This window comes from Ensifer canadensis, from assembly GCF_017488845.2.
GTDB classification, from domain to species: Bacteria; Pseudomonadota; Alphaproteobacteria; order Rhizobiales; family Rhizobiaceae; genus Ensifer; species Ensifer canadensis.
In genome coordinates, this window is record NZ_CP083373.1 from 31,044 (window position 1) to 42,945 (window position 11,902).

The window sequence follows — 11,902 nt, forward strand, 5'->3', positions numbered from 1 at the left end:
ATCCATTGGCCGGCCGCACCAAGACATTTTTTCGGGCACTCCGGACCGCGATCGGCCCGGCCAACTATCAGCTATCCGCACCGTATCGGCGCACGCGCGGGCCAAGCGCTGCTCTTATGAGCCGGTCTCGCGGTGAGGCGCGCCTACAGGCTTGGATTCAGGAGAGCCCCGGTACCTCAAGAAGATCGACAAAACAACAATCAGCGCCGTTGACAGGAATTCCGATTGCCAGTTTTGAAGGGATTCAAACCAGAATTGTGCGCTGCCGAGATGCTGCATGACCGTCGTTGTCGCTTGGCCATGCAATTGCGCCGTCTCGCTCTCCGATCTGGCGCTGGAGACAAGATGGAGTACGAAACTCGCAAGGAAGAGACCGGTGAGAACAATTCCCAGCGAGTACGCATAAAGCAGCCGTACCATACCGCCCCTCTTGACTGGCCACGGCGCCTCGGGATCTTCTTCTCGGTGCGCAAGTCCTTCATCTTGAGGCGACCTCTCGTCAGGATCCTTGGATTCCGCAGAGCCCCTTTGATAGAGATAGGCGGTCAGCACGACATAAACCGACATTTGCAGAAATTCACTTTCCCAGTTCTCGAAGACGGCGGATAGAAAGTCGCCGCTTAAGCCATACTGCATCAATGTCAGCGCCGGCGATCCGTGGGCCGCCAACTCTTCATTGTTCGCCAGCCAGCCGGCTATGTACATGCCGGCGATGGTCATGAGTGTCGCGGTCACGAGGACGATCGTCAGGCTGTTGTCTCGTAGAAAACGCACGTCACGCTCCTCCGTTTGGATGTGCCACTAACCGCGACCGGATCAAGATAGTTCCGAAATCGCAATCTCCGAGGCGCAAGGCGGTAAATCCTAAGAGCTGGTCGAGCGACGCCGTAAAACTTCCCCGGCTCGCGACAATCAATCGAGCCATTGATTGCGAAACGTGAGCGTTGCGACCGAACCGGTTTTGCCGATGTCGGTACGAACCAAAACGGATATGTCTGTGCGGTTGCGATCTGGGAGTTCATCCCGAGCAACGTCCAAGAGGATTTCCTGCATCACGGCATCCCGCGAACCAAGCTCGACGCCTTGCTCATCTCGTGTTTCGCCGTCACCGTTATGAAGATCGAAAAAATAGCGCGTCATCAAACCTCCAATCGAAAGGAAAAAGCAGGAAAAGCCCTCATTCTTCCCGAGGATGACGAGCATCAGTGCACGCTGCCTCCGCAGAACGACGTTCACGCTCTCGTACACTTCCAACTGCTTGACATGCTCAATGGGTGCCTTCGTGTGCAGCACCACGGGCCCTCTCACTGGGGGGCGCAGTTCTCCTTTGTTTTTTTCGCTCCAGGCGGCGCGCCTCCGATCGCGCTTCACGCAGCTCGTCCAGAACTGGCCGCCACCAGCCCCGCGCCTTCTCGAACGCGTTCGGCTTCTCACGCGCCGGCCAGGTTGCCACCAGTTCGGCTAGCGACGCCGGGCGCCAACGAACCCAGACAAAATCGCGCGGATCGCCTGCAGCATGGGGATAGAAGCGCTTGATATCATCCGGCTCGGCGTATTCTCCGGCCACCTCGGCTATAATCACCACGCGGTAGGAACATGTCGTCACCGCCTGACCGATCGGTGGTAGCGCCCCGGCTGGAACCGGATAACGCCGGCGGCGACGTTCGGCATAGCGCAATTTCGCGCGCTCGGACTTCGCCGTATGTTTTTCCGCTTCCTTCCGGCGCTTGCGCTCCTCAGGTTCGCTAGCGCGCGCAGCTGCGTCTATATCAGGCCACGAACGTCGCAGTGCTTCGTAGGATCGGAACGGCACCCGCCAAGCGTGCATCTCATCATCCCACCGAGCCCAAGGGATTAACCGCAATTGCTCAACAACGTCCCTGGAATAAGGGGTGCGTATCTGGATATCGTCTTCGATTTGAAGATATTGACTGGAAATAGGATCGAAAGCGTACGCATCGCGGCCTTTGGCATCCGCATATAAATCGAGGTTTTCGCTCTCGCGCGCCAGCCACTGTGCAATGCGTTTGCCGGCGGTCTTGCCCGGCACGAACCAACTGCGTTGCTCCTCGTTCCAGCGAGCGCGTGGGAATGCATTGCGGAAGCGTTCCACCGTCATTCTGTCGTAGGCGAATTTCGCTGTGGCGCCAAGACGGGGTTCGCTATCAGACCTTTCCTTGGGCTTAGGCATCGTCGTCACCGTAAAATACTATCTGGTGAGCCTAACGCTCACGAACGCCACAGGTTCATTCGTCACGAACGCTCCATTGGGGCTGGCATTTGTAAATGCTCGCCGCGGTCGTTTCCGATGGAACAACACGACGTTTTCACCGTTGAGTGGCATTGCCTTCATGTGAGAGGAAACAGCGATGGTGGATCAGACCGGCTACGAAAGCGATGGCGATTTCGCAAAAGTCGGGGTCGTCAACGAGCCACTCGAGACGGCACCAGAAAATGACGCCACACTGGCACGACAGGCCCAACTTGAGGCGCTGCGGACAGAAATTGTGAACCTGCGCGCGGAACTCGCCGCAATCGTTGGTGGGACGTCCCGGTTGGCCGTGACTGAGGCTGTCGTCGCACTTGAAACAACGCAGAACCGGATCAGAGACCACCTCGCCCCCGTTCTGATTGCGGCCGCCGCCATAGGATACCTCTGGGGGGCGTCTATCCGACGGCGTTAATGATCGTCTCTGCCTTCCAGATCAGGCCGTTGATCCGGCGCGCTCGATGTTGATCGCTCACGTGGATCGAAAAGGTAAACACGTACCAGCCGGCAAGCTTGATCGCGATGGTCGATCTTCGGTTCTTTATGATGCCGTCGCGCTTCTGGCATCCAAGAAAGGTTCGGATGTGTTCCAACGCTAAGCGAACGCGAGGATTTGCGCCGATGTTTCGTCCATTGCAAGTTATTGCCTTTTGAGACGAGCGTACCGCTTTTAAACATAGGACGGGTTGCGTAAGGCGTCAGCGAAAGGTCGACTGAGCTTGCCTATCGATCTGGGCCGCCAGACGCTGGCGGCTTCTGTTGGGAACGGCCCAATTTCGTCGCCCACAAGGCCACCGGAGAAAGGAGGAACAGCAGTGATTTCGCACGCGTTTTTCAATCGTTACGCTGTTGATGTTGCCAAAGCGCTGATCGGGACCGTCCTGGAGGTCGACGGCGTCGGCGGCATAATCGTCGAAACAGAAGCTTACACAATCGAAGATCCCGCTTCCCATAGTCACAAAGGCCCGACGAAACGCAACGCTTCCATGTTCGCTGCAGCTGGCAATGCCTACGTTTACAGGTCCTATGGGCTGCATTGGTGCCTGAACTTCGTGTGCGAAGCAGGCAGCGCTGTGCTGATCCGGGCGATCGAACCGACCACTGGCATCGAATCGATGCGACAGCGACGCAGCGGCGCCAACACATTTCTTTTATGTGCAGGCCCCGGGCGCCTTTGCCAGGCACTGGCTGTGTCACAGGAGTTCGACGGATTGTCACTTTTTTCGGCCCCCTTCAGGCTTTCCGCCGGCAGCAGTGCAGTCGAGGTTTGCCGAGGTCCGCGTGTTGGCATCAGCAAGGCTGTCGATCTGCCGTGGCGATTCGGCGCAAGGGGTTCTGGTTTTCTAAGCCGGAGTTTTCCAGACCCGACCGTTTTGTCGGAAATTGACGCGCCGGCGTCATAATCAATCCATCGAAGGGAATGACGGTGGAACATCCCAGCACCGGGTGCATTCCCTATAAAGGTCACAGGCTGTGCCCGGACGCGATGGGGATGGAGAACATCAGGGTTTTTCCGCTTTCACCTTTTGGCCAACGAAACGGCAGTCGAGCTTCTTACCCGTCCAGCCTGCGACCGTCCGCCTCAAGCGCAAACTTCCCAATCCGGCACCGCAAATGCTAAAACGCGCCATCCGTCGTTGCGGATCAACAGGATAAGCTCATGGTAAAACGTTCCGGTAGTGCCGATCTTCCCCTCCACGGCGGGCGCGTGCCGAAGTGGCTCGGAGATCGCATGACGAAGCTCGGTGCCATCATTACCGAAGCTGTCATCCTGCACTACGGACGAGACGAATTCCTGCGTCGAATGGCCCACCCTTTCTGGTTTCAGTCCTTTGGCGCCGTGATGGGCATGGACTGGCACTCTTCCGGTATCACCACCAGCGTCATTGGCGCTCTGAAGCGCGGACTGACGCCGCTGTCCGCGGAACTTGGAATTCATGTTTGCGGCGGGCGTGGTGCGCAGTCACGTAAAACTCCCACGGAGCTGCTTGCGATCGGTGATCGGGTCGGCTTCGACGCTCACCGTCTCGTAACCACCAGCCGCCTCGTCGCGAAGATCGACAGTGCCGCGGTTCAAGATGGATTTGATCTCTACCTGCACGGTTTCATCGTCACCGACGATGGACAATGGGTCGTCGTCCAGCAGGGTATGAACGGCGATCAACGACAGGCCAGGCGCTATCACTGGCTGTCGGAAAACCTGGAATGCTTTCTCGATTCCCCGCATGCTGCCATTGAAGGAAACGCCCAAGGCATCATCGTCAACCTCGCCGACCGGCGCGCTGAGCGATCGCGAGAAGGACAGCTTGACCTGCTTGCAAATATGGGACCCGACAGCATCGTGCGCGAGGCCCTCGCCGTGCGGCGGGGAGGGCCCCTTGCCGAAAGTCTTCCAGATCAACTGTCGCTCCCGCATCTGATCATGCCGGCTCACCACGACGTGCGCGAAAAGGACGTCAATATGGGTCGTCTGCATGCAGCGCTCGCCTCTGCAGCCGAGCGGGGACCGAAGGATTTTCAGGAGCTGCTTTTGACGCCTGGCGTCGGCGCGCGAACCGTCGAAGCACTGGCCATGGTTGCTGAAGTCGTCCACGGCGCACCATGCCGCTTTTCCGACCCTGCACGCTTTTCGTTGGCTCACGGCGGCAAGGATCGTCATCCGTTCCCCGTTCCGTTGAAAGTGTATGACGAAACACTCAAGGTGATGAAGTCCGCCGTTTCAAGAGGCAAGCTCGGTAACACGGAAGAGCTCGACGCACTTCGGCGCCTTGACGAGCAGGCGCGTCGCCTTGAACATTACGTGACCGGCCCTGACCTGAAAGAAATCGTTGCCGGCGAATTCCGAAACTCCGCCTCACTTGGCGGACGCAGTGTCTTCGGCTGGGAGCCGCCGTCAGAGACCGAGCCATCAAGAGAATAGAGGCTGAAGCATTCAGACTGTCGCCATCGTCAAACAGACCGAGCTTCTCCCAGCGTGACACTCAGATCTGTACCGGCTTTATAGTCGCTATCGATATGTCGCCTTCCATCAGGCCGCGCACAAGCCCTGGCTTTGCATGCTCGACCTCAATGACCGTGTAGAGCTTTTCGTCACGGAACGCGCTTGCATCAAGCGTGCTGACGCCTTCGGCGGGTGCGGCATCGACCTCCATGTAGTCTAGTTCGCATCCCGAAGCGACGACACGCGCATCGCCCGACGAACGAGCGGCCACCAGCACCTCACCTTGATTGAGGGCATTCTGCCACCGCGGGTCCGTGGGTGCGGCCACCGGCACCAGCCGATAGACGTTCAACGTCTCGCCATCCCCGACAAAATCGGTCGATTGGCGCCGCGCATCGGCAAACTGTGCCTTGCTTTCCATTGATCTCCCAAACTCCGTATCGCTCTCGCCGGTGGACTTCACGTCGCCACCACGCTGCACATTGTTGGACATTTTTATCTCCTTCGGGGTTCGGCCGCGGTTGATCAGTAGGTAGGGGTCGGAATTCCCCTGTCAGGAAGAAACGGCGCGCTCGGCAACCGGTTCCGTATTATCGAAAGGTCTCTCATTTGGCGGGCGTCACCCGCCAGATCGCATTGCCGACGTCGTCGGCTACGAGAAGCGCACCCTGCCGGTCAACGGCAACGCCGACGGGACGACCGCGGGCCTTGTCGTCGCCTCCGATGAACCCGGTCAAAATATCCTTTGGCGGCCCGGACGGCTGACCGTTGGCAAAGGGAACGAAAATTACCTTGTAACCGCTGCGCGGTCGGCGGTTCCAAGAGCCATGTTGGCCCACAAAAGCCCCATTCCGATATTGCTCTCCAAAGAGCTCGCCGGTGTAAAACGTCAATCCGAGGGAAGCTGTATGAGGTCCGAGTGCATAGTCCGGCACGATTGCCTTTTCGACGAGATCGGGTCTTTGCGGTTTTACTCTGACGTCGACATGGGTGCCGAAATAGCTGTACGGCCAGCCGTAGAACCCGCCGTCCTTGACTGAGGTCATGTAATCAGGGACGAGATCACTTCCGATTTCGTCACGCTCATTGACGGCAACCCATAGCGCGCCGGATTCGGGCTGCCATGAAAGCCCGTTGGGATTGCGCAGTCCGGATGCGAAAAGGCGGAGTTGTCGGCTCACCAGATCGACCTCCAGCACGGCTGCCCTGTTGGTTTCCGCCTCGATGCCGTTTTCACCGACATTGCTGTTGGAGCCGACGGTTGCGTAAAGCTTGGTGCCTTCCCGATTGGCAATGACGTCCTTGGTCCAATGGTGATTGATCGGACCGGCAGGCAGATCGACGATTTTTTTGCCCTTTGCCGTGATCGTCGTGTCGCCATCCTTGTAGTCGAACGCCATGATGGCATCGGTGTTGGCGACATAGAGGATCCCGTTCGACAGGGTCATGCCGAATGGCGAGTTGAGGTTTTCGAGGAAGACTGACCGGGTTTCTGCAACGCCATCGCCATCCGCATCGCGCAACAGCGTGATCCTGTTAGCGCTCGGAACCTCTGCCCCGGCTCGCCCCATGAACAGTCCCATGGCAAAGCCGCGCAAGCTGAAACCTGTGTCTTCCTTTTCTGGCTTGTTCGTTTCCGCGACAAGAACGTCGCCATTTGGCAGGACGTGAAGCCAACGCGGATGATCGAGTTCCTCGGCGAAAGCGCCGACAACGAGCCCATCGGCAGCCGTCGGCTTTTCGCCTGGGGCCCAGTGGGACGCCTCCGCCACATTGACCGTGGGGATAAGGGTGGGATTGGGTGCAGGCAGTAGCGGGGCTGTTCCGTAACCCTGTTCAGCCGTTAGTTTCGCCTGTTCTTGAGATAAGAAAACAAGCGCTGCACCGACAATCAGAAGGACGGCGAACAATGCCGCCATCGATATCAGAACGCGTTGCATGCTGACACTCCTCGGAAGACTGTGACAGCCGTCTAACTCGCCAATCCGTCGTTCGTTTCATCGCTTGTCTCCAAATGCGCCGAAACGTGATTTCGGAAGGAACTTCCCGCCAAGGTCGCAGTTTCCATCTCATCAGGGAAGGGGAGGGCCATTTGACCTGTCGATGCAGCCGCTGGGCGATGCGTAGTCTTGTTCGCAAAAAGACGAGTAGTTTCATCCACCGTCACATTGTCATTGGCGTTCGCGGTTCCGTCGCAATGCTGCTTTCCATGCCGCTCGCAAGCTGCGGCGATTGGCAATCCACCTTCGCAGCGGCTGGCCGCGAGGCTTCGGCAATCGAGAGCCTGATCACGGTAACGGTGGTCGGTGCAGCCTTCGTCTGGCTAGTCGTCATATCCCTCCTGATCTACGCCGGCCGTGCGCGCCGGGGCCAGTTGAGCCAAGAGCAGGCCCAAAGGTTTATCACCTGGGGCGGCGTGGTAGCGCCGACGGCGGTTCTCTTTGCGCTTCTGTCCTATGCGGTGTGGAGCATGCCGGCGACGAGACCATGGTTCGATCGGCAGCAGGCGGACCTGGCGATCGAGGTCACGGGCGAACAGTTCTGGTGGCGCATTCGATACCTCGACAAGTCAGGGGGGATTGCTTTCGAAACCGCAAACGAACTCACACTGCCCGTCGATCGACGGATCCGGATTTCGCTCAAGGCGCACGATGTCATCCATTCGTTCTGGATCCCCGCGCTTGCGGGCAAGATGGACATGTTGCCCGGGCGAACCAACACCCTCTGGCTGGAGCCGACCCGCATCGGTTCGTATCGCGGGCCATGCGCGGAGTTTTGCGGCACGTCGCATGCCCTCATGAACCTTACCGCAGACGTTCTGTCCGCAGAAGATTTTCAGACATGGCAACAAAGCCGCGCGAAAAGGCGATCAACAAGTAACCACGCCGCAAACGCTTTTCTCGTTCATGGCTGCTCGGCCTGTCACGCGCTTGATGGGACACAGGCACAAGGCTTGACAGGACCGAACCTGACAGGGTTCGGGCAGCGCAAGCATGTGGGAGCAGGGGCGCTGGCCAACACGCCGGAAAACCTCGCCCGTTTCATTCGTGATCCTTCCTCCGTCAAGCCCGGCGCCCAAATGCCGGCATTCCCTATGATCCCGCAGGACGAATTGAACGAAATCATCGACTACCTCGCAGGTGAAACATGACCACCACCGAGGACCGGCTCGGCGAACAGGCGTCGAAGAGCGAGGAAGAGCGGCAGCTTCGAGCTGTCTGGGCCAATCCGTCGGGATGGCGCTATTGGACTTCGGTCAACAATACCCAAATCGGCCTTTGGTATGCGGCCACTGCCTTCATCTTCATGTTGTTTGCCGGCGTCCTCGCGTTGCTCGTGCGCGCGCAGCTCGCCATACCCGAAAACGATTTCCTGTCGGCGGATTTCTTCAATCAGGCGTTCACCCTGCACGGAACCGTCATGATGTTTCTGTTTGCCGTGCCGATCTTCGAGGCTGTGGCGATCTTCCTTTTGCCGCCGATGCTCGGCGCGCGCGAACTACCCTTTCCGCGGCTTTCGGCGTTTGGTTTTTGGAGTTTCCTGCTCGGCGGGTTGTTTGTATGCGGATCGATCTTCTTTGACGCAGCACCCAATACGGGCTGGTTCATGTATCCACCGCTGGCCACGGACAAACAGTATTCGGGTATTGGCGCTGACATCTGGCTGCTCGGGCTATCCTTTATCGAAGTGGCCTCGATTGCCGCAGCAGTAGAGTTGATCGTCGGCATCATGAAATGCCGCGCTCCGGGCATGCGCATCAACATGATGCCGCTCTTTGCCTGGTATCTGCTGATTGTCGCCGGTATGATCCTTTTTGCCTTCCCGCCTCTTATCGCCGGCGACATCCTGTTCGAAATGGAGCGGATGTTCGACTGGCCATTTTTCGATGCCGAGCGTGGCGGTGATCCGCTGCTGTGGCAGCATCTTTTCTGGATCTTCGGTCACCCTGAGGTCTACATCATCTTCCTGCCGGCGATCGCCCTGATGGCGATGATCGTTCCAACCTTCGCCCAACGACCGATCGTCGGCTACTCCTGGATCGTGCTGGCGGCGGTCGGAACCGGTTTCTTAAGCTTCGGCCTTTGGGTCCACCACATGTTCACCACGGGCCTGCCGCAAATCTCCCTTGCCTTTTTCTCCGCGGCCTCCGAGGCCGTCGCGATTCCGACCGGCGTCCAGATATTCGTATTCATAGCAACGATGCTGGCAGGGCGCGTGACCCCTTCCGTACCGATGCTCTTTGGCGGCGGCGGTCTCGTGATCTTTGTCATCGGTGGCCTGACAGGCGTCATGGTTGCGCTCGTACCGATCGACTGGCAGGCGCACGACACCTACTTCGTCGTCGCGCATCTGCACTACGTTCTGATCGGCGGCATGCTCTTTCCCGTCGTTGCCGGCATCTATTACTACTATCCGCTCATCAATGCCCGGAAGCTCTCTGACCGGTTGGGCAAGATTGCTTTCTGGCTGATGTTTTCAGGCTTCAACCTCGCCTTCTTTCCGATGCACCTCGCCGGATTGCGCGGCATGCCCCGGCGTGTCTTTACCTATCCAAGCGATGTCGGTTGGCATTGGTTCAATCTGATCTCGACGGTGGGCGCCTTCATCTTCGCCTCGGGCATCCTCATTGTTGTCGTCGATGTCTTGAGGCCAAAGCATCGCCAGCCCAGGGGCGAGGCTAATCCCTGGAATGCCGGAACCCTCGAGTGGATATCCGAACCAGAGGAAAACTGGGGTGTGCGCTCGATCCCGATCATAAGCAGTCGCTACCCGCTTTGGGACCAGCCGGGAATTCGCGAAGATATAGACAACGCGCGCTTTTATCTGCCCGATGCAGCAGAGGGCTTTCGCGAGACGCTCGTCACCTCTGTGCTCGATGCCGAACCGATCCAATGTCTGCGCGTCGGCGGTACATCCTATCTGACCATCCTCAGTGCGGCCGCGCTAGGCGGGGTGTTTGTGGCCGTTACCTTTCACTGGTGGCTCCTGGCCACGTTGTTTGCCGCCGCCTTCCTTGTTTTCGTGGTCAGCTGGTTGTGGACCGGCACGGCGACCGTGCCCGAGAAAGCGGGAAAAGATGTCGGCCTTGGCCTTTCCTTGCCACTCTACGTCTCTGGACCCGCATCGGTTGGCTGGTGGGCGATGTTCATCACCATGGTTGGTGACGGAACGGCGTTCGGTAGCCTGGTTTTCGGCTACTTCTTCTATTGGACCATCCATCGCGACTTCACGGCCGGCCTTTCCGGGCCTGGTATCGGATGGCCAATGGCGTCCCTCTGCCTGTTTCTCGTAGCTTGGTTTGCAATGGTTACGGCGCGGTCGGTGAACCGCAGGGGTCAGAGACTTGCGATGCGTCTGCTTGTCTTGTGTGCACTTGCTCTGACGCTTCTCGGCAGTGTCGCTACATTGGCCGGGCCGTGGCTCTCGCAGATGGATCCGACGCAGCATGTCTATCCGGCCATCGTCTGGGTTTTGGTGCTTTGGCTCGTTTGTCATGCCGGCGTAGGCGTGGTGATGCAGGTCTATTGCCTGGCGCGAAGCTTTTTCGGTCACCTGACCGCTGCTCATGACATCGATCTCGTCAATGTGGTTCTATATTGGCACTTTCTGACGATCACCGCGTTTACCACCCTGGGTGTCATCGGTTTGTTCCCGGCAATGATGTGAGAGGAACTATGCGGCTATTACCGCGAGAGATCGAGACTTTTTGGACTCTGTTTACGGCGCCGATTGTCTGGGCGCTGCATTTCCTCGTCTGTTATCTGACGGCGGCGATCTTCTGCGCCAAGGGAGGAAGCGCGCAACAATATGTCGGCCTTCAGTTGATGCTTGGCGCCCTAACTTTGCTGGCACTCGTAGCGATCGCGATTTCTGCCTATCTCGCTTGGAGACAGTGGGGATTTGGCACGGCGGACCCACCGCATGATGAATCGACGGATCGGGCGCGCAGACTCTTCCAGGGCTTTGCAACCCTGCTTCTATCGGCCCTGAGTTTCGTCGCCGTCCTGTTCGTGGCGACCCCGATCATGCTGATCAACGGGTGCTTTTCATGAGATGGGCCAGTCTCATCGCTGCTATGATTTTGCTGGTGGCGGCGGTATGCACATCTCTGTTTGTTTTCGACCCACGGGCATTTTCCGGACATATGGGGACGCACATGGCGCTCGTTGCTGTGGTCGCCCCGCTCGCTGCTTTCGCTGTCTCGGGAACACGATGGGACCCGAGCAGCCACTGGCATCCTGGCGCCGGCCTTCTGTTGTCCTTCGTCGAGCTCGTCGTCGTTTGGGTTTGGCATGTCCCGGCGATGAGGGATCTGGCGGAAGCCTCGATTGGCATGCGTTTGGCTGAGCTTGCAATTTTTCTGGTCGCGGGCGGCCTTCTCTGGATTGCGTGTCTTGGAGCCGGCAGGAAAGCAGATGCAGGGCTTAGCGGCGCTGTCGCACTCCTTCTCACCTCGATGCATATGACGCTTCTCGCAGTGCTGCTGACGATGGCTCCGCGCCCTCTTTATGGCGTGGCTGATGTGACCTGCTTTGGCGTGACCATGACTGCGAGCCAAGATCAGCAGCTTGGCGGCATCGTCATGCTGTTTGTTGGGGCAGTTGCCTACCTTGCAGGTGGCGTTGGCCTGGCCGCGAGACTCTTGCGTGCGTCATTTGCGAAACCGACCGAAGGGCAGGCACCATGAAGCG

Annotated in this window: 12 protein-coding genes; 7 read left to right on the forward strand and 5 right to left on the reverse strand. The window is 58.4% G+C overall.

Annotation, left to right across the window (positions count from 1 at the left end):
• Window positions 1–114: 114 nt before the first annotated feature.
• The 3 genes from J3R84_RS29700 to J3R84_RS29710 form a co-directional block, all read right to left on the reverse strand.
• A complete protein-coding gene (locus tag J3R84_RS29700) occupies window positions 115–774 on the reverse strand; it encodes a DUF6766 family protein (RefSeq protein WP_057205612.1) in 660 nt (219 codons plus the stop codon).
• Between the two features lie 138 nt (window positions 775–912).
• Complete coding sequence (locus J3R84_RS29705) at window positions 913–1,140, reverse strand: DUF6894 family protein (protein ID WP_057221758.1); 228 nt, start codon at window positions 1,138–1,140, stop codon at window positions 913–915.
• A 127-nt stretch (window positions 1,141–1,267) separates the two neighbouring features.
• The gene (locus J3R84_RS29710; RefSeq protein WP_057221683.1) at window positions 1,268–2,191 is read right to left on the reverse strand and encodes a hypothetical protein; all 924 of its coding nucleotides are present in this window, start codon (window positions 2,189–2,191) and stop codon (window positions 1,268–1,270) included.
• Window positions 2,192–2,369: 178 nt separating this feature from the next.
• On the opposite strand from J3R84_RS29710, the gene J3R84_RS29715 reads away from it, so the two are divergent.
• The 3 genes from J3R84_RS29715 to J3R84_RS29725 all read left to right on the forward strand — a co-directional run bounded on the left by J3R84_RS29715 (window position 2,370) and on the right by J3R84_RS29725 (window position 5,189).
• A complete protein-coding gene (locus tag J3R84_RS29715) occupies window positions 2,370–2,684 on the forward strand; it encodes a hypothetical protein (RefSeq protein ID WP_057218552.1) in 315 nt (104 codons plus the stop codon).
• Between the two features lie 403 nt (window positions 2,685–3,087).
• A complete protein-coding gene (locus tag J3R84_RS29720) occupies window positions 3,088–3,672 on the forward strand; it encodes a DNA-3-methyladenine glycosylase (RefSeq protein WP_113567621.1) in 585 nt (194 codons plus the stop codon).
• A 257-nt stretch (window positions 3,673–3,929) separates the two neighbouring features.
• Entirely contained in the window at window positions 3,930–5,189 is a 1,260-nt protein-coding gene (locus J3R84_RS29725; RefSeq protein ID WP_057221684.1) for a DUF763 domain-containing protein, read from the forward strand.
• Between the two features lie 61 nt (window positions 5,190–5,250).
• On the opposite strand, the gene J3R84_RS29730 is transcribed toward J3R84_RS29725, so the two are convergent.
• Both J3R84_RS29730 and J3R84_RS29735 read right to left on the reverse strand, forming a co-directional pair.
• A complete protein-coding gene (locus J3R84_RS29730) occupies window positions 5,251–5,703 on the reverse strand; it encodes a hypothetical protein (RefSeq protein WP_057218545.1) in 453 nt (150 codons plus the stop codon).
• 112 nt (window positions 5,704–5,815) lie between these two features.
• Window positions 5,816–7,150, reverse strand: a complete 1,335-nt coding sequence (locus J3R84_RS29735) for a PQQ-dependent sugar dehydrogenase (protein ID WP_113567609.1) — start codon at window positions 7,148–7,150, stop codon at window positions 5,816–5,818.
• Between the two features lie 269 nt (window positions 7,151–7,419).
• Here J3R84_RS29735 and coxB point away from each other — a divergent pair, with 269 nt between their 5' ends.
• Genes coxB through J3R84_RS29755 form a run of 4 tightly spaced genes read left to right on the forward strand, consistent with a single transcriptional unit; the run spans window position 7,420 to window position 11,898 of the window.
• On the forward strand, window positions 7,420–8,361 hold the full coding sequence (gene coxB, locus J3R84_RS29740; RefSeq protein WP_082555704.1) for a cytochrome c oxidase subunit II: 942 nt from the start codon (window positions 7,420–7,422) through the stop codon (window positions 8,359–8,361).
• Window positions 8,358–10,877 (forward strand): cytochrome c oxidase subunit I, encoded by a 2,520-nt coding sequence (ctaD, locus tag J3R84_RS29745; protein WP_057221686.1) that lies wholly within the window; start codon window positions 8,358–8,360, stop codon window positions 10,875–10,877. The genes coxB and ctaD overlap by 4 nt, the downstream gene beginning before the upstream one ends.
• 8 nt (window positions 10,878–10,885) lie before the next feature.
• Window positions 10,886–11,263, forward strand: coding sequence for a hypothetical protein (locus tag J3R84_RS29750; protein WP_057221687.1), 378 nt, complete (start codon window positions 10,886–10,888; stop codon window positions 11,261–11,263).
• A gap of 23 nt (window positions 11,264–11,286) precedes the next feature.
• Window positions 11,287–11,898 (forward strand): cytochrome c oxidase assembly protein, encoded by a 612-nt coding sequence (locus J3R84_RS29755; protein ID WP_162255934.1) that lies wholly within the window; start codon window positions 11,287–11,289, stop codon window positions 11,896–11,898.
• The last annotated feature ends 4 nt before the right edge of the window (window positions 11,899–11,902 follow it).